The following is a 20,498-nucleotide window of genomic DNA, read 5'->3' as shown; positions in this document are numbered from 1 at the left end:
AGGGTCGCGGTCCGCGAGGCGGGCGGCCCGGCCCCGGAGTGGGCGGGAGCGCCCGCGTCCACCCGGCGCACCCGCCTCCCGCGGTCGTTACTGTGGAGCGGACCTGCACGCCCCCGTCGAAGGAGCCCCCATGCCCACCACTGTGCGCGGCGTCATCGCCCGGTCGAAGGGCGCTCCCGTGGAGCTCGTCGACATCGTCGTCCCCGATCCGGGCCCGGGCGAGGCCGTGGTCGACATCGAGACCTGCGGTGTCTGCCACACCGACTTCCACTACCGCGAGGGCGGGATCAGCGACGACTTCCCCTTCCTCCTCGGTCACGAGGCGGCCGGACGGGTCAGCGCGATCGGAGAGGGAGTCACCCATGTCGCGGTCGGCGACTTCGTGGTCCTCAACTGGCGCGCGGTCTGCGGCGAGTGCCGGGCCTGCACCCGGGCCGAGCCCTGGTACTGCTTCGACACCTTCAACGCGACTCAGCGGATGACCCTGGAGGACGGCACCGAGCTCAGCCCCGCCCTCGGGATCGGCGCCTTCGCCGAGAAGACCCTCGTGCACGCGAAGCAGTGCACGAAGGTCGATCCGGAGGCGGACCCCGCCGCGGTGGGCCTGCTCGGCTGCGGGATCATGGCCGGCCTCGGCGCGGCGATGAACACCGGGAACGTGACGCGCGGCGACTCCGTCGCGGTCATCGGCTGCGGAGGAGTCGGCACGGCCGCCGTGGTCGGCGCCGCTCTCGCGGGCGCCGGCACGGTCATCGCGATCGACCGGGACCCCAAGAAGCTGGTTGCGGCCGAGAAGCTCGGCGCCACGCACGTCATCGACTCCAGCGGCCTCGACGAGGCGGGCGTCGTCGCGGCGGTGCAGGCCCTGACGAACGGCTTCGGAGCGGACGTCGTCATCGACGCCGTGGGCCGCCCCGAGACCTGGCGCCAGGCGTTCTACGCCCGCGACCTCGCCGGGACCGTGGTGCTGGTCGGGGTGCCGACTCCCGAGATGACGCTCGAGATCCCCCTGCTCGACGTCTTCGGCCGCGGCGGCTCGCTGAAGTCGAGCTGGTACGGCGACTGCCTGCCGGAGAGGGACTTCCCGATGCTGACCGGCCTCTACCTCCAGGGCCGACTGCCCCTGGACGAGTTCGTGAGCGAGCGGATCGGGATCGAGGACGTCGAGGAGGCCTTCGCCACGATGGCCGGCGGCGACGTGCTCCGCTCGGTGGTGGTGCTCTGATGGGCGCGAGGATCGAGCAGCTCGTCACGAGCGGCACCTTCAGCCTCGACGGCGGCACCTGGGATGTCGACAACAACGTCTGGATCGTCGGCGACGACTCCGAGTGCGTCGTCATCGACGCCGCCCACGACGCGGACGCGATCCTCGCGGCCGTCGGCGAGCGCCGACTCCTCGCCGTGCTGCTGACCCACGGGCACGACGACCACCTCGACGCGGTCGAGGGAGTCCGCGCTGCGACCGGCGCCCCGGTGCTGCTCCACGAGGCCGACCGGATGCTGTGGGACGCCGTGCACCCCGGCACGGCCCCGAGCGGCGGTCTGGTCGACGGGCGGATCGTGCCCGTCGCCGGCGTCGAGCTCGAGGTGCGGCACACCCCGGGCCACACCCCCGGCGCCGTCTGCTTCGTCGCCGAGGCGCTCGGCACGGTGTTCACCGGCGACACGCTCTTCCAGGGCGGGCCGGGGGCCACCGGCCGCTCGTACAGCGACTTCCCGACGATCATCGACTCGATCACGGAGCGCCTGCTGACGCTGCCCGCCGCGACGGTGGTCCGGACCGGCCACGGCGACTCGACGACGATCGGAGCGGAGGCGCCGCACCGCGAGGAGTGGATCGCGCGCGGGCACTGACCGGGCGGGGCGGGGGCGGGGGCGGGCGCGGAGCTGTCGGTCCGCCCGCTACGGCTTTCTGCGTGAAAGGGCCGACCGACGGGTGTGGGAATTTCGCAACTGTCGGTCGTGCTCCCTTGTTACCGTGAACAATCGCCGGTACCGTGCGAAGACCACACCGCAGGCGGGATCCCCCGTCCGCCCACCGGTTCGCTGCAGAACCCGAGAGGACACGTCGACGATGACGTCACGACCCCCGGGCGGAGGCAGGCCCTCGCGCCTGCTCGCCGCCACCCTCGCCGCATCCGCGACGATCGCCCTCGCCGCCGGCGCCGCCGTGCCGGTCGCCGTCGCCGCGACAGCGGCGACCACTCCCGCGCAGAGCCTGCTCGCGGACTTCACCTTCGACACCGCCCCGAGCGGAGGCGCCTTCACCGACAGGTCGACCCGCGCCGCCGTGAAGGGCACGCCGACCCTCGTCGCCGGCCGCACCGGGCAGGGCAGCGCCGTCTCGCTGTCGTCCTCGTTCTGGCTCGACCTCACCGCGACCGACGGGCAGCCGCTGCTGAAGGGTCGCGACTCCGTCACTCTGTCGTACGACTCCAAGCCCGCCGCCGCGGACAACGTCGGCTGGTCGGTCTTCGCCGCTCGCTCGGCCGCGACCCAGGACTACGCCCAGGAGAAGTACGTCGGCGTCCTCGACAGGACGAACGGCATCACCGTCGAGCGGTACGCCAACAGCGGCGCCCGCGACTCCTCGGGCAACCTCACCGGCCCGAGCAGCACGGAGTGGAAGCACGTCGATCTCGTGCTGAGCGCCGGCACCGCCCGCCTCTACGTCGACGCGAAGCCCGTCGCCGTCACGACGGCCGGCCCCTCGCTCGCGACGGTCCTCGGATCGACCGGCGGAGTCCTGCAGATCGGCAAGGCCAACTGGGGCGGCGGGGAGTACTTCACCGGACTCCTCGACAATCTGCGCGTCTACGACCGCGCCCTGACCGGGGCCGAGCTGGGCGCGACGAGCAGCACCGTGGCGACCGACCTGCGCGCCGCCCTCGACGTCCCCACGACCGTGCTCGGCGACCTGCCCGCGCAGGTCCTCGGGAACACCGTGACGTGGACCGCCTCCGGCGCCGGCGCCGCGCGCGTCTCCTCCACCGGCGCCGTGAACCTCTCGGGCCTCACCGCTCCCGTCGCCGTCCGCCTCCAGGCAGCCGTCGCCGGGCAGACCTACGCGTGGGACAGCACCCTCGCCGTGCCCGGCGGGCGCATCGCCACCTCCGTCAAGACCGTCACCACGACGAACGGAGTGAAGGACGACCCGCTGGCGTACAACGACGACCGCCGCGCGGACTCGCTCTTCACGGCCGCACTGCCCGCCGGCGCGACCACCTGGGAGCCGCTGAACCGCTCGCAGTCGATCCTCTCCGTCCTCAAGGACGGCGATCAGGCGCAGCGCCCGAACGCCCAGATGGGCTCGCCGCTGCTGTTCCGCTCGAAGGACGGCTCGCTCGGCGCGGTCTCGTCGCAGAACAACGCCACGGACTCCGTCTACCTCTGGAGCTCCGCCGACGGCCGCACGTTCCGCGACCAGCGCGTCCTCCGGGTCGCGCCGGGCTCGGTCGTGACCGACCCGCGGATCGTCTTCGACTCCGCCCTCGGCGTCTACAAGCTGTTCTGGACCGATCTGCTCACCACCGAGGGCCGCGTGACGCTGTTCACGGACCTCGCCTCCGGCACCGCTCCCGGAGCGACCACCCGCGCCGACGCCCGCGTCCCCGGTGTCCAGGGCTCGGGTCTCCCCGCCGGGTTCACCCAGGGCCAGGCCGGCGAGACGGCGCTGACCTCGACCGAGTTCAGCACGTTCTACCGCGAGTACGTCGACCTGAAGAACACCGGTGTGAAGTCGCTCAGCGGCTCCGTCGACTCCGGCGCCGGATCCGCTGCGATCGCCGCAGCGCTCCCGGGGCAGGCCGTGATGGAGTACAACGACGGCTCGACCAAGTCGCTCAACGTCGACTGGCAGGACGATCTGACCACCGCCGTCGACACGTCGCGTCCCGGGACCTACCGGGTCACGGGCTCCGTCCAGCAGGACCCCGAGGCGATGGTCAACGAGGCCCGCGCGGATCCGCACGTCTTCTTCAACGAGGACGACGGCTACTACTACCTCACGGGCTCGCACTACGGTCAGGACTCGCTCGGCCCGATCGAGGAGAGCTCCAGCTACCGCAAGATCGGCCTCAAGCGCTCGAAGACCATCGCCGGTCTCGACTCCGCTCCCGAGCAGATCGTGATCGACCCCGACGCCGGCACGCCCGGTCGCCAGAGCCAGTACCCGAACACCTTCTACGGCTGGGGCGGATACATCTGGGCGCAGGAGTTCCACAAGATCAACGGCACCTGGTGGATCGTCGCCGGCATGAACAAGGGCTACGCACCTGTGGGCGGCTGGTGCGACAACACCGTCCTGATCCCCTACACCGGGACCGACGCCTCGATCGCCGAGGGCGGATTCCTCGACCAGACGAAGTGGGGCGAGCCGGTCGTCCTCGAGGGTGCGGCCTTCGACGTCAGCTACATCGACCGCCAGGAGAACGGCGCCACCCAGGGCTACTGGGTTCTGCCCAACGGCAACACGCTCTCCCTTGCCAAGGCGACGATGGGGCCCAAGGGCACCGTCCCGCTGGTGACCGGTGCGGTCAGCCGCATCTACGGCGAGAGCCAGCCGTGGGAGTCGGGCAAGCGCTCGCCGACCCCGTCCGACACCACCGAGGGCAACGACCAGGGCGTCGTCGAGGCGCCGTTCATCGTGTCCAAGGGAGGACGCATGTACCTCACCTACTCGGGCGGAACGGTCGACAAGTACTACTCGCTCGGCCTGCTCACGGCCGACGCGAGTGCCGACCTCCTCAACCCCGCGACGTGGACGCAGACCGCGTTCCCCGTGCTGGACACCGAGGACACCTACCTGGGCCGCCTCGGCGCGGACGAGACGCAGTACTTCTCGCGCCAGCAGGCCGGCACCGGGCACAACTCGTTCGTCGAGGACGAGTCGGGCAACCTGCTCCTCGCCTACCACGCCCGCCCCTACCCGGACCCGCACACGGCGACCGATCCGCAGAACGCGGGCGGCCTGTTCGATTCGGACCGCAACACCTGGTTCAAGGGTGTGAACATCCGCGCGAGCGGCCGGCTCGACCTCTCGCTCTCGAAGGAGCAGGAGGTGGCCTCGGCCAACCGCACCGTCACGGCGACGATCACCGTGAAGGCGCCGGCTGTGCCCGTCACCGCCACTGCAGCGGCTCGCTGCGTCGCGGGCAAGGTGGTGGTCACGCTGACCACTGTCAACAAGGCCGCGTCGACCGCCGACCTCCGCTGGAACACCCTGTGGGGCGCGAAGACGCAGCAGATCGATGCGGGCCGGACCGCCTCGCTGGCCGTGACCACGCGGGCCGCCTCGGTCGCCGCCGGCACCGTCCAGGGGGTCGCCACCGTCGGCAGCGCCTCCGCTCCCGTGAGCGCCGCCTACCCGGCGCTCCGCTGCGGCTGACCTGACCGGGTCCTCCGACCGACGACGCCCGGCCGCCTCTCACCTGAGGGCGGCCGGGCGTCGTCGTTCCGGTCTGCGGTGATGTGCCGGGCGACCGGGTCGCGACCCTCGATGATCTCGGCGGTGCAGCCGGCATCGCGGGAGAAGACCCACCGGATGACGCGGCCGCGTCGGACGACCGGACCGTTGCGATCCACGAACGACTCCCCATCGAGGGGAGGTCGTCGGTCGGCGACGTACGGGGTGTCGTGAGTCGGACGGGAAGAGGCGAGCCGGTCTGCCGCTGCTGCACGAACCGGCCCGCCCCTTCGGCATCGTCTCAGTGGACGAGGGCGGCCTCCGCCTCGTCCCAGGCGGGGTTCAGGTCTTCCTTCTTCCCTCGGATGAGGAGGAATCCGGTGAGAGAGGCGGCGACCATGGTCACTGCTGCGGCCAGGAACACGGCCTTGTAGCCGTCGGTGAATGCGGTGAGCTCGGCCGTTCCGGACGCGATGGCGGAGTCCGCGGTGCTCGCGTAGAACACGGTGAACACCGCGAGACCGATGGACCCGCCGATGTGGAAGACGGAGTTGACGACGGCGGAGGCCACTCCGGCGTCCTCGTTCTCGACCCCGAGAAGGGCGAGGTTCTGGACGGGCACGAAGAGCATGGAGAGTCCGATTCCGAGCACGACCAGGGCGGGCAGGACCTGGAGGAAGTAGTTTCCGTCCGGGGTGATGCCGAGGAGCAGGAAGAGCCCTGCTGCCGAGACGAGCGGCCCGACGATCATCAGGGGTCGGGGGCCGAACGTGTTGAGGATCTTCGTGGTGACGGGCGAGAACGCCATGATCGCGACGGTCATGGCGAGGTTCGCGAGTCCTGCCATCAGCGGTCCCATTCCGAGCACGATCTGGAAGTAGAACGCGAGATAGAGGATGGCCCCGATCATCACGGCGCCATTGGCGGCCTGGATCAGGATCGCGCCGCCTCGCACACGACGCAGGATGACGCGCAGGGGCAGCAACGGCTGGTCGACCGTGCGTTCGTTGAGCACGAAGACGGTCAGCAGGACGATGCCGAGTGTGAGGAAGGCGACGGTGTCGATCGCGCCCCATCCGTGCTCGGCTCGGGTGAACCCGTAGACGATCGCGCCCAGTCCCAGGGTCACGGTGACGGTTCCCCAGACGTCGTAGCGGTTGTCTCCTTCTGCTTTGCTCTCGCGAAGCACGAGAGCCCCGCCGACGAGGCCGAAGGCGACGAAGATGAGGTTGACGAAGAGGCACCAGCGCCAGTCGGTGAATTCGGTGAGCACGCCGCCCAGGATCAGGCCGATGGCGGCTCCGGATCCGGCGACCGTGCCGAAGACGGCGAAGGCGAGATTGCGCTCCTTGCCGTGGGTGAACGTGACGGTGAGCATGGCGAGCGCGGCGGGGGCGAGCAGCGCCGCGAAGGCGCCCTGGACGCCGCGAGCGATGACGAGTTCCATGCCGCTCTGCGACAGTCCGGCCCAGAGCGAGGCCGCTCCGAAGCCGATCATTCCGACCATGAAGGTGCGCTTGCGGCCCCAGTAATCGGCGATCCGACCGCCCAGAAGGAGAAGTGCTCCGAAGGCGAGGGCGTAGGCGGTGACGACCCACTGGCGCAGGCTGTCACTCATCCCGAGATCCACTTGGGCCTGAGGCAGGGCGATGGTGACGATCATCGTGTCGAGGACGACGACGAGCTGGGTCATGGCGAGAACGGCGAGCGCCCACCAGCGGGCGTTCGGCTTGTCCGCGATTCTGGACATGAAGAAACCTCCAGGCTTCTGAGGAATGAAGTTGCTGGAGGTTTTCAGCCTCGGATCCCGCACCGGCAGTGCATCTGACCGCCCGCAGCTCCGAAGCTGGGCAGGCGATCACGGTACCATAACTTTACAATCATGAATGTACTGTTTCTCCCTGATTCATCGATCGCGACAGCCATCCCTCCGGGTGCAGTCCGTCGTCAGGACGATTCGACACCGAGGGGGTCGGGCCTCACCTTCCGACGTCGGCAGGAGAGGATGGCAGACTGGCGGCCGACGCTGTCGCACCCGCTCGTGCGGTGACGCGTCGACACCCTCCGGGCGCCGCAGCACCCGCCGTCCCTAGCCGCTCACTCGGACCGAGGGAGCGGCGGAATCGATCACGACATGGAACCGAACCCGCCCAGCGGTGAGGGGGTCCTGCCCTCTCCTCGGACGTCTCCTCGCGCGACGCGACCCAACAACCGGACTCGGATCCTCGACGCAGCGGTCCGTGTCGCGGCGAGGGAAGGTTCTGTTCGCGTCACGCTCGAAGCGACTGCCGAAGAGGCTGGGCTGACACGCGGTGGAATGATGTACCACTTCCGCGATCGAGCCGATCTCGCCCATGCTCTCCAGGAGCACGTCGCGGCCGGCTGGGAAGCCCAGCTGATCGACGTCGCGGGGAAGACGGCGGACGAGGCCACCTTGACGGAGCGCGTGAGTGCCTACGTCACCGTCGCCCTGACGCCGTCGACGCACATGCAGATCGGACTCCTCCAGGCCACGGGCAGCGACACCGCTCTCCGAGCGCCGGTAGCGGAGGTGCGCCGAAGGTGGACGCCCTCCGCAGAGGAGACCGCGACCGATCCGATCACTCTCCGCCAGTTCATCGCCTGCCTTGCGGCTGACGGCCTGTGGTCACACCACTCCCTCGGAGGCGATCGGATACCGGACGACACTCGAGCCGCGGTGATCTCCGAGATCATCCAGCTCTCCAGCACGGGGTGATGCACGAAGGGCACTTTCCGGCGCGAGGCGGATCCCGGTCGGAGGAGCTCGACCGGGACCGAGACTCTTCCTTCTGCGGTCGAGGATCAGGACAGGCCTGTCCCCGGACCCGGCTCCTGGGTCGAGGCGAGCCCCAGGCCGGCCTCGCACTGCTGAGGATGCAGCAGGGACGGCCTCCTCGAGGAGCGCCGCCATCGCGTCGCGCCACGGCAGCACGGTCGCGAACGCGGCGCCCAGGATGGTCGGCGACGCCTCGTGCTGCCCCGGAGCGCCCAGGACGCAGCCGGAGGCGACGTCCATGTCGAAGTCGCGCCACGTGGAGCGTCACCGACACGACCGATCCGACGACGGCCGACCAGGAGACGTCCCGCGTGCGCCCGCACAGGCACTCCGCTCGTCAGCGGGACAGCAGCGCGACGTGGATCTCCTCGGCGAGGAGGTCCAGTGCTCTGGCGTGGGACGCCAGGAAGGCCCGGCCGTCGCGCGTGATCGAGAAGCGCTCGATGCGCTGCAGTGCGGTCCTCCTGCCTCTCTCCAGGAGCACCAGGCCCCGGCGGGAGAGCCGGAGGAGCCGCTTGCGCACCTCGAGGACCTCGACACGGTCGCCGGAGCGGAGGTCGAGGACTGCTCGCAGGCGGGTCTCGTCGCGGTTCTCTCCGGTCGCGAGCGCGATCAGGATGAAGACGTCGATGCTGCAGTCGAGCCCGCAGGCTCCGCAGCGGTTCGTGCACCGCGCAGAGCGTGCCAGGGACACGAGGAATCGATCGAGGCGCATCACGGGTATCTCCTGGGGAACGGCGGTCTCCTGCTGCAACGAGAGGAACGGGCCGGACCGGTCACGGTCGGCCCGCATCCGGGAGTCCGCTCAGGAGAGGTTCGCACATCAGCGATCGGTCCGGACAGCAGGATACGGCCCGATCGCCGCCCCGGTCCGCAGCCGGTGGTGATGCCGCCGCGGCGGGATCGTCGGGCGATCAGGGTCGAGGACCCGTCCGTACGGCGCAGGGGGGCTCAGGAGAGAGGGAGGGCGTTGCCGTTGATCAGCAGGAGGTCGTGTCCTCCGACGGCAGCTGCGCTCCCGGCCGCTCCGTCGTCCTTCTCCTCGGTGAGGGGGTGCGACTGCACGACCTTCGTCAGCACGAGCCCGGTGGTCGGGACGGTCCTGGTTCTCACTCTGTGGTGCATCTCGTCGGTCGTCCTCCAGAGGTGGCGGCGCTGCAGGTCGGGCGCAGTGCCGGTCGGGGCGGGACAGCGGAGGAGCGGGCGATCGTGGCGCCCGCTCCCCCGCCTTCTCAACGGCAGCTGCGCGCCGGGTAGTCGACGCTCGTCTGCGTGCTGACCGTCTTCCCGTCGACGACGGCCTTTCCTGTCGCGGCCACCGACCCCGCGGGGATCGAGACCGCTCGGGTGGTGACGGCGCTCGACGCGGACGATCCCGGAGCTACTCCGGTCACGGTCTTCGAGCCGAAGGCGGTGACGGTCGTGATGTCTATGATCGAGCGGCTGTCGTTCTTGACCACAGTGGTCAGGACGACCTTCCCGCTGACGCAGCGGGTCGACGCCGTGGCGGTCACGGTCAGGGGCGACGTGACGGTGACCTTGGCGGTCACAGTCCGGTTCGCGGGTGCGACCTCCTCCGTCGGCGTCAGGTCGAAGACCGGCCGGCCGTCGGCGGCGTAGTGGATGCGGGCGAGACGGGTGTCGCGGCCGTCACCCCCGACTCCGTTGCCCCAGGTGTGGTAGACGTACACGTCGTTGCCGTCCTCGTCCTGGGTGACGGCTCCGTGGCCGGGACCCTGCTCGTAGGTGCGGTAGTCGAGGACGCCGTCGGGCATGGGAACGCTCTGCAGGAGCGGGGCGTCGTACTTGGTCCAGCTCGCGATGTCGGTCAGGTCACTGCCCTCCTTCGCCCAGGCGCCGCCCACGATGTACTTCGGGCTGACGCCGCTGCTGGAGTAGACGAGCGTGATCCTCCCGTCGCGCTGGATCGCGAACGCTCCCTCGGACAGGTGGTCCTCGAACGTCAGCGAGGGCACGATGATCGGGGTCGGCTCGCCGATGACGCGGGTGGGGTTCGCGGGATCGACCTTGGCGATCCAGGTCGCCGGGTCGCTCACTCCGTTGTCGACGTAGCGCTGGGACCAGGCGTAGTACGCAGTTCCACCGGACTCGAAGTAGGTCATGTCGAGGCTGATGTTGCGTCCCGTGCCGGGGCGTCCGAGGGCGCTCCCGTCGCTCTTCACGACGGCGCGCGGCGCGCTCCAGTCGGAGGGGTTCGCGGGGTCTCCGCCGTCGCGCAGCTGCATGATGTGCGCCTGCACCGTGAACCACTGACCGTTCTGGTTCGACTGGTCGTTGTCCGGGTTGAAGCACGGGGCGAACAGGATGGAGAGCTTGCCGCCGATCTCGTGGATCTCGGGGGCCCAGTAGCAGCCCGCGATCACCTTGCCCTCGGCGGTGCGGTCCATCCGCGTGGTGCGGTTGAGGAGGTCCACCTCACGGGCCCGTCCGCCGTTGTCGTCGCTGAGCTGGTCGATGCTGTCGGCGACCCGGATCGGCAGGTGCTGCGAGGCGACGTTGTTGTTGTTCGTGTCGTCCGTGGCGGTGAAGAGGTACTGCGTCTTCCCGTTGCGCTCGTAGCGGTAGATCGTCGGATCCGCGCGGTTGTAGGCGAACGGCTCGTTGTACTGCCGCTGGCGGACGGTCCCGGAGAGGTCGTACGTTCCCGGGCCCTTCGCGGCGAGGTCGGCGAGCTGCTGCTGGTTCCAGTCGATGCCGAGGCTGCCGGTCGAGCCGTCGTTGTAGGAGAGCTGCGCCTTCACTCCGGACAGGGCGGAGGTGTCGCCCTGATCGATCGTCTGCGGTGCGACCGAGGATCCGGTGTTGACCGTGCGGCCGAACTTCTTCACGAGCGAGTCGGCGACGGAGCCGGAGACCGTCAGCGCGCCGCCCGGCAGAGCGTCGGCGACGCGGCCCGGGACTCCGGAGAGGTCGGGAGCGGCGACGGTGGCGGGGCTTCCTCCGAGGACCGCACCGCGGTTCCCGTCGGTCACGACGACGCTGCGACGGCCGCCGTCCTTCGGCCAGAACGCCTGCGCGCGGAGCTCGGTGCGGGCGAGGTCCGTGACGGTCGTGTACTTCGCCGCCCCGGAGGAGTCCGTCCAGGAGACGAGGTAGCGGTTCTGGTCCGTGTCGAAGACGGCCTTCGGCGCGACGACGCCGCCGGTGGTGCCGAGGTCGATGAGGCCGAGCTCGGTGAAGTCGGACGCGGTGGCGTCCGTGGCCTTGAAGATCAGAGCGCTCGAGGCCCCGGTACCGTCGGACGCGCCCGACTGCAGGACGCGCGTGGCGATCACGCCGACGGTGCCGTCGGCGAAGGTGAACAGCGAGGGGTTCGCGAGGCCGCGGTTGTCGGCCTTGTCGGTTCCGAGGAAGACCCCGTCGGCGAAGAGGACTCCCGAGTTGCCCGAGAGCGGTGCTGCGTCGGCGACGGACGAGCCGAGTGCCAGGTGGAGGCCGCGGGCGATCGTGTCCTGGTTCGCCTTGTCCTCGCCGGTCGGCGTCCGGGTGTACGACACCACGGTCTTCGCCGTGGAGGCGCTGAGGACGGTGGTGCGGAAGGTCTTCGTCAGCGTGGTGGCGCCGACCTTCACGGAGGCGGTGAGCGCGAGTGCCCGGTCGGTCGCCGAGTCGTTCACGAGGCGGCTGCCGGACAGGCCGGCACCGTCCGCGCTCCACGACACGGTGTAGCCGGCGACCGTGGGAAGAGCGGTTCCGGAGGCGACGGTCGGCGGGACGACGAGGGCGGTGCGCAGGCGCGCCGTGGCGTCGGCCTCGGTGTCGGCGGCGACGGTGACGGTTCGCGCGGTGCCGGTGGCGGCGGATCCGGCGAACGTCGCGGTCGGGGTCAGGGTCACGGTGGCGTTCGCCGAGCCGGGTGCCGGGCGGCGCACGGAGCCGTCGGTGCCGATCACCGCGGGGTCGCTGCTCGCCCAGGTGAGGACGGAGCCGCCCGCGCCGCGGGTCGGGAGGGAGAGGTCGCTGGTGACGGGTCCGGTCACGGCGATGGTCGCCGCGGCGGCGTCCGATGCAGCGATCGCGGCAGCGGCCGGAGCCGCGTCCTCGCGCACCTGGTCCTGGGTCAGTGCGGAGGAGTAGACGTGCACGTCGTCCATCGCCCCGGCGAAGAGAGGGTCGGGCCCGTAGAACGACTTGCCGAGGAGGCCGGAGAAGGCGGAGGTGCCGACAGTCGCCGCTCCGGTCGCGGAGGTCGGGGTGGTCTGGGCGAGCCGGCCGTCGACGTAGGTCGAGACGCTGACGCCGCTGCGCAGGACCACGGCGACGTGGCTCCAGCGGCCGGTGGCGGCGGGACCGGAGTCGGCTGCGCGCTGCTCCGAGCCGTTCTTCACGGCACCGATCAGGCTGCTTCCGCACTGGGGCGTGGTGAAGAGGTACCGCTCGGTCGACTGCCCGAGCGCGTACGCCCAGCTGCAGTTCTGGTTCCCCTCCCAGCGCAGCCAGGCCGACATGGTCACGTCGGTGGTGGCCGCCGTGGTCAGTCCCGGCGCGATCTCGGCGTAGGCGGCGGAGCTGCCTGCGGCGCCGCCGGGGAGGCGGAGTGCGCGGTCGGTGCCGCCGCGCGGACCGGCGACGGTCGTCGCTCCGGTCCCGCGCACGGTGGCGGAGCGGCCGGCAGCGGAGTCGGTCAGGGTCGTGCCCGCGCCCACGGCGGAGCCGACGGCGGCGGACGAGGAGAAGTCGTAGGAGAGGACCGGGCTGGGCACCGCGGCCTGTGCGGGTGCCGCGCCGAGCGCAGCCCCTCCCGCTGTCAGGCTCGCGGCGACCAGGAGGGCCGTCGTGCGTCGGAACCGCATTGTTCGTCTACTTCCGTGGGAGAGGTGGATGCGGGGAGCACGGACCCAGGGTCCATGCTCCCCTGCTCCGGTGGCCGGAGGCCCCGGAACGGAGGAGGTCAGGGGAGGGGCGGCTGGACGCCGCCCCTCCCCTGTCACCGGCCTAGCGGCAGGTGAGCGCCGAGTACGGCGCGGTGGCCGTCCTGGTGCCGTTCGCGTCCTTCGAGGCGACGCTCACCTCGCCCGCGGTGACCGAGGTCGCCCGGGTGGTGAAGGCGGCGGACACGGACTTGCCGGGAGCGACCCCGGCGAAGGTCCTGCTCCCCCACTGCGAGCCGACGGTCATCTCGACCGTGGAGCCGCTCGTGTTGGTGCCGGTCGCGGTGACCGTCACCTTGCCGGCGACGCAGCGGCTCGCGGCCGAGGCCGTCAGCGACGGTCCGGGAGGAGCCGTGGCGGTGATGGTGGCGATGGCCGGCGTCGCTGCCGAGTTGGCGAGCTGTCCGCGCACCTGCACGGTGTCGCCCGCCTTCTTCAGCGAGCTGAGATCGGCGGTCGCCCACGTCACGGCGACCGTCTCGCGGTGGCCGTCCTTGAACGTCGCGCCCACCGTGGCGGGCAGGTCGACGGTGGTCGATCCGGCCTGAACGGTCCGCGCCACGGCGTCGATCGAGGTCACCAGGAGCGACGGGTTCCACTTCGCGGCGAGCCCGTCGCGCTCCTTCGCGGTGATGGAGACGACGGATCCGTGGCGGGGCGACGTCGGCAGCGAGAAGCTGCTGGGGATCGTCCACTGGATGTCGCCCTCGAGCGAGTTCGTGCCGAGCGGGATGTAGCCGCGTCCGCCGTAGTTGTCGGTCCAGAGGAAGTACTTGTACCCCGCCCGGTCACCCTCGTTGGTCTTGAAGATCTCGGGACCCTCGACCTCCGGCGTTCCGGCGGTGCGGCCGATGCAGGTGTCGATGAGGCTCCACGCTCCGGAGGCGGTGGTGGCGCGGAGGTTCGTCGACTTCTGTCCGATGATGTCGGGCGAGGGGCAGCCGCTGGTCTGGGTCGCCTTCGTGAAGCGGTAGTAGGTGTCGCCGTCCTTGAGCATCGTGGCGTCGATCAGTCCGTTGCTCTTGTTGAGGGAGGGGACGTCAGCGGCCTTGAACCAGACCTCGGGGGTGGTGAAGTCGCGGAAGTCGCGCGTGGTGGACGTGAGGATCTGCGGTCCGTTGCCGTCCTCGACGTTGCGCGTGCTGTCGGTGAAGAGGGCCGAGGTCCAGTAGACGACGTAGGCGTCGATGGTGGGGTCGTAGGTGGCCTCCGGTGCCCAGGTCATGCCCGCGTTGGGCAGGTTGACCTCGACGTGGCGCTGCTGGCCCCAGTTGACGAGGTCCGTGGACTCCCAGATCTCGAGGTAGCGGCTGCCGCGGTTGGTCGATCCGCCGAAGCCGGTGGTGCCGACGGAGAGGTCGGTGGCCATCAGGAAGAAGCGGTCGCCCTCCTTCGAGCGGAAGACGAACGGGTCGCGCAGGCCCTTCGTACCCAGGGTCGAGGTGAGGATCGGCTGCGCGTCGTTCAGGGTCTTCCACGTGAGCGAGTCGTTGCCGTCGGAGGTCGCGAAGCGGATCTTCTCGCCCTCGATGCTGTCGCCGGTGAAGTACGCGAACAGGTACGCGTCGAGGTCGCTCGCGGCGACGGGGGCCGCGGCCGGAACGGTGCGCGTGAGCGTCCGCACGAGGGGCGTGGTGCCGGGCACCGTGACCGTCGCGGTGAGGGTGACGGTCGTGTCGGTGGACGGACGCGTGAGCGAGCCCTTGGCGACGACGTTCGGCGCGGTGCCCTTGTCGGCGGAGGTGATGACGGCCTCGTTCGACGAGGTCCAGCTGACCACGGCGCTGGAGCTGTTCGCGCGCGCGGCGGTGGCGGCGACGTCGGCTCCGGTCGAGGGCAGGTTCAGGCTGCCGCGCACCGGTCCGGCGAGGGCGGGATCGTTGGCGATGCCGTCGGCGACGGCCCGGGCGAGCTCGGCCTCGGCGCTGTCACCGGCGGCGTACGCCGGGACGAACACGGTGGTGGCACGGCCGACGACGGTGATGCCGCCGTGGACGGCGGTCGGGGTCAGCGTGACGGTGGCGTCCGGGCTGCCCGCGGCGGGCCGGGTGACGACGCCGCTGGTGCTGACGACGCCGGGGGCGCTCGACGTCCAGGTGATCGTGGAGCCGTTGGCGCCGGTCGTGGGGAGGGCGAGGTTCGAGGTCACGTTCGAGGTGTCGCCGAGCGAGACGGCGGCGTCCTGGTTCGCGAGCACCGAGTGCACGGATGCGGCGCTCTGCTGCACCTGGCCGGCGGTGAGCGCGGAGGTCCAGACCTGCATGTCGTCGATGGCACCGGCCCAGTAGGCGTCCGCGCCGTAGAACGATTTGCCGAGGAAGCCGGAGAACGTGGACGTGCCGATCGCGGACGCGGCGGTGAAGGTCGTGCTGCCCTGGCCGACGAGAGCTCCGTCGAAGTAGGTCGAGACCGACTGGCCGCCCTTGACGACGACCGCCATGTGCACCCAGCGGTTCGCGGCGACCGGAGTGTTGCCTGCGGCCCGCACCTCGGAGCCGCTCTTGATCGCGCCGAAGCCGGCCGGTCCGCACTTCGTGGTGGAGAGGACGTGGGAGTCGACGCTGGAGCCGAGCGTGAAGGGCCAGGTGCAGTCCGGAGCACCGCTCCAGCGCAGCCAGGCGGACATCGTGACGTCCTGCGTGCCGGCGGGGATCAGGCCCGGGGCGACCCGGACGTGCGGCGCGGCCGACGTGCTCGATCCGCCCGGGAGCGAGAGAGCGCGGTCGGTGGAGGCGCCGGAGGGACCCGCGACGCTGGTCGCGCCGGAGTTGATCAGGGTGCCGGGGTGGTTGCCCGGAGCGGAGTCGGCGACGACGGCTCCGTTGGCGAGCGTCGCGCCGATGCCGTCGAACGAGTACTGCAGCGCGGGAGCGGGGACGGTCTCTGCGGCGCCGGCGGCGCCGATCGGTCCGAGTACGCCGCCGAGGCAGGCGATGGCGAGCGTCAGCGCGGCGCCCGCTCGGGGGAGGCGTGAGCGCCGGGTGCGCTCCTGCCGGGGGGTTCGTGACATGGGGGGTCCTTCAGGTGAGGGGTCGGAGGGGGAGGACGGAGCCCGCGCGATCGGCCGGCGGAGTGGTGAGTCCGGCGTCCGTCTGGCGGGGAGGGAATCGCCGGAAGGCGGCCCGGGACGCGGGCCTGGCGACCCGTGATCGGGAGGCGGAGGTCGACGTGGGTGCGAGGACGAGACGTCGCGCGCTGCGGGCGCCGACCGCGGTCACCGCGTGGAAGGTGTCGGCCGGGCCGACAGTCATCGGGGCCGGGCGTGGGCCTGCGGCGGGAGGGTGCGGCGGGAGGGTGGTGCTGTCGTCATCATCGACGTTCCTCTCAGGTTCGCCTTCGAACCGGTCGGAGTGGGACGCGAGGCGCGAGGACGCGCTTGCCCACTTCAGGTGACACCGTACCGACTTTTGTTAACGGTAACAATGGCGGATTCCCGGGCGATGCCGCAGCGACGGCGGGTGTGAGCGCTCTCTCCCTGCGAGCACGGGGATCCGCGTGGACGGATCACCCTCGCCCGGCGGGGCTCGGACCGGATCCGCTCGAGACCGGCACTTGACACCGGCTCCGCGACCGGTCGATGGTTGTCCACGTCAACATGCAGGTCGTGATCAGCTTCCCATCCCACTCGGAGCGTCGGCGCTGACGCGTCCCGCGGCGGGACGACCGGATCACCATCCCGGTCGCTCCGGCGCATCCTCTGCCGTGCTCCGATCCCTTCGGACACGGCTCCTTCCTGCGACCCTCATCCGCGTCCCTTCGGGGACGCCGGATGTCTGTGAAAGGCACCCATGTCCCGGACAACGAAGTCCCACCCCTCCAAGCGCCTGATCGGCGCCCTGATCGCGGCCGTCGTCGGCATCACGACCTTCGGCATCAGCTCGCCCGCCTCTGCAGCCACCGCCCCGGCCGGCCTCGGATCGGCGCAGGAGATCCGCAACCAGCACAGCAGCATGTGTCTCGACGACTTCGACTTCGGCACTCAGCCCGGAGCCGAGGTGCGGCAGTGGAGCTGCACCGAGGGGAGCAACCAGCGCTGGCAGGTCACCGACCTCGGCACCGGCTACGCCGAGATCAAGAACACCTTCAGCAACCTCTGCCTCGACAACTTCGACTTCGGCACCACTCCGGGCTCGGAGGTGCGGCAGTGGAGCTGCAACGGAAGCACCGCCCAGCAGTGGCGGATCACCTCCGTCGGCGGAGGCTACGCCGAGATCGCCAATCGGCACAGCGACCTCTGCCTCGACAACAAGGACTTCCGCCAGATCGACGGCTCCCCCATTCAGCAGTGGACCTGCACCGGCTCCAAGGCCCAGCGCTGGGCACTGACCGATCCGACCGTGCAGAAGATCACCTGGACGCTGAACCGCGTCGCGAGCCCGACCGCGGACGAGGCCGACGCCTACGCCCGCATCACCGACGCGATGGACCGCGCCGTGGCGCGCTACAACCGCCTCAGCAACATCTCCCGCTCCCTGACCGTCTCGTACAGCCCCGGAACCCCGACGGCCGATGCGAACATCTACGGCCAGATCCGCTTCGGCAAGGAGCGCGTCTACATGGTGGAGGGCACCGCCATGCACGAGATCTCGCACACCGCGGGCTTGGGCACGTCGACCACCTTCAACACGAACTGCGAGAACAGCAGCTGGGACTCGGCCCTGGCACTGCTGCGCACCTGGGACGGACCGGACGCGACAATCCAGTGCACCCCGGGTCACATCTTGAACTACGGCCTCAACTACAACAGCGAGTTCAGCCAGCTGAACCTCGAGCGCCACGTGAAGCTGGTGCAGTCCATGCTCAGTGACGGCATGTAGCCGTCACTCGAGGCACGCCCGAACGAGCATCCTCGCCGCCCCTCGCGGGCGGCCGGCGCCGGCGGGGCGGGGAACCAGAGCCCTCCCCCCCGCCGGCGCCGCATGCCCCGATGTCTCCCTCCGGAGGCGCGGGGCAGCGGAGCGCTCGGGAGTCGAGGAGGGCCCCTCGACCGGGTGGTCGCAGCCGACGTGCCGGACGCCGCACCCTGGGGAGGGGGCGTCCGGCACGTCTTCCTCGTGTCGGCGCCGTCCGGTCCGCCGGACCCCCCGGAGGCGCATGACGGGCGGCGTCTGCGGGCGCTAGCGGTTCTGCTCGACGGTGCTCGGCGCGGTCCGGTGCGTCTCCGGCGCCTCCGTGCCGACGGGCTCCGCCTCCCCGCTCGCCGCGGCCTCCCGCAGGTACTGCGCCGACATGACGCGGTAGGAGCCGGTGAGCATCGCCGCGCCGGCCGCGATGATCATGACGACTCCGCCGACCAGGAACACCAGCGCGATCCCCCGGCCGATGCCGTCGCCGAGCAGCCCGCCGAACGCCGAGCGCCCGGCCGGCGACTCCATGTACGGGATGAGCGCGAACTCGGCGATCGGGGCGATGAGGAACGACGTGATCGGAGCGGCGGCCGACTCGAACGCCGCCGCGAAGCCGAAGACGCGCCCCTGGGTCTCGAAGGGGACGACCTTCTGGATCACCGTCTGCTCGGCGGCCTCGACCGCCGGGATCAGGGTCATGTAGATCCAGATGCCGCCGGCGTAGAGCCACCACCAGTCGCGGAGGGTGAAGACCGCGCCGATCAGGCCCATCGCCATCACGAGCAGCAGCATCGTCCGGATCGGGTTCCTCCCGAGACCGAACCTCGCGACGAGCAGACCGCCGATGACGAAACCGGTCGCCGTCACTCCGAGCACCACGCCCCACAGCTCGACCGGGAACAGCTCGAGGCCGTACGGGTCCATCAGCGCCATGTAGACGCCGCCGATCAGGTTGTTGAACGTCGAGAAGACGATGAGCGCGAACAGCCCGGTCGCCGCCCGCACCGCGGTGATGCTGCCGCGGAGATCGATCAGCGGCGCCCTCTCCCCCGTCGGCGCGGGCCGGTCCTCCGGGATGCGCAGGAAGAGGAGGTGCAGGAGCGCGGCGGCGGAGAGGCCGATCGCGATCACCAGCGTCCACCCCATGCCGAGCAGGCCGATGGCGAGCCCGCTGAAGACGCTCGTCACTACGAAGGCGAGGCCCTGGACCGTGCCGACGAGGCCGTTCGCGCGGGCGTGCCCCTCCACCGGGACCAGCAGGGTCACCGTCGTGGACAGGGCGATGTTGCGCATGTTCTCGATGACGGCGCCGAAGAGGATCGTGCCCGAGAACACCCAGAACCAGGGGGCGCGGAAGTCCAGGAGCGCCGCCTCGGGCAGCGCGAGGAAGAGACCGCCCGCGACGCCGAAGGACACCAGCGTGACCGCGCCGGCGAACACCATGACGCGGAACTTGCGGTGCCGGTCCACGATCGTGCCGAAGGCCATCGCGAAGACCGCGACGAGCAGCATGTAGGCGCCGCCGATGATCCCGGTCGCCAGGACGGAGCGCGTCTCGAGGTACACCCAGAACGTGAGTGCGAACCAGAGGAAGCTCGTCGTCACGTTCGCGACGGCGGTGTTGAGGAGGATCTGGTGGAAGTCGCGGAGCTTCGTCGAGGTGTCGGCGTCGGCTCCGGGCACGGGGGCGGTCGAGGACACGGCTTCCCTCCGCTCGCGACGGCGCCGTCGGTCCCGCGGCGGGAGTCGAGGGTCGTCGCAGCCACTGTAGGACCGCGCCGTCGGCGAGTCGAGAGGGGCCGGGCGTCCGGCGGGGATGCGCTGCCGCCTCCCGCGCGGACGCGGGCGCCGCCGCCCTCGCGACCCGGATCAGCGGGCCTCGGGGGCGGCGGCGCCGACGGGTCAGACGATGGCGGCGCGGAGGGCCGCGGCGGCCTCGCCGACGTCCGGGGCGCCGTAGATGGCCCCGCCCGCGACGGCCACGAGGGCGCCGGCGCGCTGCACCGACTCGATGGTGGCGGTGCTCACGCCGCCCGCGACCGAGAACGGCACGCCGGAGGACTCGCCGTCGCGCAGCAGGGTCTCGAAGGTGAAGCCCTCCTCCGCCTGCTCGTCCAGACCGGCGTGCATCTCGACGAACTCGGCGCCGAGGGCGACGACCTCGCGGGCGCGGGCGGCCTTGTCGGGCACGCCGATGAGGTCGACGACGACGCCCTTGCCGTGCTTCCTCCCGGCGGCGATCGCGCCGGCGATGGTGCTGTCGCCGGCGACGCCGAGGACCGTCACGAGGTCGGCGCCGGCCGCGAAGGCCATGTCGGCCTCGAGCTCGCCCGCGTCCATCGTCTTGAGGTCGGCGAAGACCGTCTTGTCGGGGTGCGCCTCCTTGATGGCGGTGATGGCGGAGAGGCCGGCGCTCTTGATGAGCGGGGTGCCCAGCTCGAGGATGTCGACGTGCGGGGCGGCGGCAGCGGCGAGCTCGAGGGCGGCGTCGGTGCTGAGGGTGTCCATGGCGAACTGGAGCTTCACGGGGTTCTTCTTCCTGTCGAGGTGGGGAGTCG

12 protein-coding genes are annotated in these 20,498 nt (G+C 70.9%); 5 read left to right on the top strand and 7 right to left on the bottom strand.

Annotated elements, in window-relative coordinates:
- The first annotated feature begins 130 nt into the window (after window positions 1-130).
- From C5C36_RS07400 to C5C36_RS07390, 3 genes are all read left to right on the top strand, one after another.
- Window positions 131-1,225 (top strand): S-(hydroxymethyl)mycothiol dehydrogenase, encoded by a 1,095-nt coding sequence (locus C5C36_RS07400; protein WP_104309492.1) that lies wholly within the window; start codon window positions 131-133, stop codon window positions 1,223-1,225.
- The gene (locus C5C36_RS07395) at window positions 1,225-1,854 is read left to right on the top strand and encodes an MBL fold metallo-hydrolase (RefSeq protein WP_104262335.1); all 630 of its coding nucleotides are present in this window, start codon (window positions 1,225-1,227) and stop codon (window positions 1,852-1,854) included. The genes C5C36_RS07400 and C5C36_RS07395 overlap by 1 nt, the downstream gene beginning before the upstream one ends.
- A 220-nt stretch (window positions 1,855-2,074) precedes the next feature.
- Window positions 2,075-5,386: a family 43 glycosylhydrolase gene (locus C5C36_RS07390; protein ID WP_104309491.1), complete on the top strand. Its 3,312-nt coding sequence runs from the start codon at window positions 2,075-2,077 to the stop codon at window positions 5,384-5,386.
- Between the two features lie 319 nt (window positions 5,387-5,705).
- Here C5C36_RS07390 and C5C36_RS07385 read toward each other — a convergent pair whose 3' ends face one another.
- Window positions 5,706-7,154, bottom strand: a complete 1,449-nt coding sequence (locus C5C36_RS07385; protein WP_104309490.1) for an MFS transporter — start codon at window positions 7,152-7,154, stop codon at window positions 5,706-5,708.
- Between the two features lie 384 nt (window positions 7,155-7,538).
- Between C5C36_RS07385 and C5C36_RS07380 the strand changes: the two genes are divergently transcribed.
- Entirely contained in the window at window positions 7,539-8,141 is a 603-nt protein-coding gene (locus tag C5C36_RS07380) for a TetR/AcrR family transcriptional regulator (protein WP_104287749.1), read from the top strand.
- A 397-nt stretch (window positions 8,142-8,538) separates the two neighbouring features.
- On the opposite strand, the gene C5C36_RS07375 is transcribed toward C5C36_RS07380, so the two are convergent.
- The 4 genes from C5C36_RS07375 to C5C36_RS07365 all read right to left on the bottom strand — a co-directional run bounded on the left by C5C36_RS07375 (window position 8,539) and on the right by C5C36_RS07365 (window position 16,103).
- A complete protein-coding gene (locus tag C5C36_RS07375; RefSeq protein ID WP_104249689.1) occupies window positions 8,539-8,919 on the bottom strand; it encodes a hypothetical protein in 381 nt (126 codons plus the stop codon).
- A gap of 233 nt (window positions 8,920-9,152) precedes the next feature.
- A complete protein-coding gene (locus C5C36_RS17560; RefSeq protein WP_181027229.1) occupies window positions 9,153-9,314 on the bottom strand; it encodes a hypothetical protein in 162 nt (53 codons plus the stop codon).
- A 119-nt stretch (window positions 9,315-9,433) separates the two neighbouring features.
- Window positions 9,434-13,015 (bottom strand): family 43 glycosylhydrolase, encoded by a 3,582-nt coding sequence (locus C5C36_RS07370; protein WP_104309489.1) that lies wholly within the window; start codon window positions 13,013-13,015, stop codon window positions 9,434-9,436.
- A 142-nt stretch (window positions 13,016-13,157) separates the two neighbouring features.
- The gene (locus C5C36_RS07365) at window positions 13,158-16,103 is read right to left on the bottom strand and encodes an immunoglobulin-like domain-containing protein (RefSeq protein WP_104309488.1); all 2,946 of its coding nucleotides are present in this window, start codon (window positions 16,101-16,103) and stop codon (window positions 13,158-13,160) included.
- 778 nt (window positions 16,104-16,881) lie between these two features.
- Between C5C36_RS07365 and C5C36_RS07360 the strand changes: the two genes are divergently transcribed.
- A complete protein-coding gene (locus C5C36_RS07360; RefSeq protein ID WP_104309487.1) occupies window positions 16,882-17,910 on the top strand; it encodes an RICIN domain-containing protein in 1,029 nt (342 codons plus the stop codon).
- Between the two features lie 300 nt (window positions 17,911-18,210).
- Here the strand turns inward: C5C36_RS07360 and C5C36_RS07355 are convergent, their stop codons facing one another.
- Both C5C36_RS07355 and hxlA read right to left on the bottom strand, forming a co-directional pair.
- Window positions 18,211-19,641, bottom strand: a complete 1,431-nt coding sequence (locus C5C36_RS07355; protein ID WP_104309486.1) for an MFS transporter — start codon at window positions 19,639-19,641, stop codon at window positions 18,211-18,213.
- A 201-nt stretch (window positions 19,642-19,842) separates the two neighbouring features.
- Window positions 19,843-20,466 (bottom strand): 3-hexulose-6-phosphate synthase, encoded by a 624-nt coding sequence (gene hxlA / locus C5C36_RS07350; RefSeq protein WP_104224387.1) that lies wholly within the window; start codon window positions 20,464-20,466, stop codon window positions 19,843-19,845.
- Window positions 20,467-20,498: the final 32 nt, after the last annotated feature.

Source organism: Rathayibacter sp. AY1G1 (assembly GCF_002932095.1).
In the GTDB taxonomy this organism is placed as follows: domain Bacteria; phylum Actinomycetota; class Actinomycetes; order Actinomycetales; family Microbacteriaceae; genus Rathayibacter.
This window is presented reverse-complemented; position numbering and strand designations above follow the sequence as displayed.

Bases quoted from the DNA above. Each gene is read 5' to 3' on its own strand.
- C5C36_RS07400 (WP_104309492.1), top strand. From the start codon at position 131: ATGCCCACCACTGTGCGCGGCGTCATCGCCCGGTCGAAGGGCGCTCCC.
- C5C36_RS07395 (WP_104262335.1), top strand. From the start codon at position 1,225: ATGGGCGCGAGGATCGAGCAGCTCGTCACGAGCGGCACCTTCAGCCTC.
- C5C36_RS07390 (WP_104309491.1), top strand. From the start codon at position 2,075: ATGACGTCACGACCCCCGGGCGGAGGCAGGCCCTCGCGCCTGCTCGCC.
- C5C36_RS07385 (WP_104309490.1), bottom strand. From the start codon at position 7,154: ATGTCCAGAATCGCGGACAAGCCGAACGCCCGCTGGTGGGCGCTCGCC.
- C5C36_RS07380 (WP_104287749.1), top strand. From the start codon at position 7,539: ATGGAACCGAACCCGCCCAGCGGTGAGGGGGTCCTGCCCTCTCCTCGG.
- C5C36_RS07370 (WP_104309489.1), bottom strand. From the start codon at position 13,015: ATGCGGTTCCGACGCACGACGGCCCTCCTGGTCGCCGCGAGCCTGACA.
- C5C36_RS07365 (WP_104309488.1), bottom strand. From the start codon at position 16,103: ATGTCACGAACCCCCCGGCAGGAGCGCACCCGGCGCTCACGCCTCCCC.
- C5C36_RS07360 (WP_104309487.1), top strand. From the start codon at position 16,882: ATGTCCCGGACAACGAAGTCCCACCCCTCCAAGCGCCTGATCGGCGCC.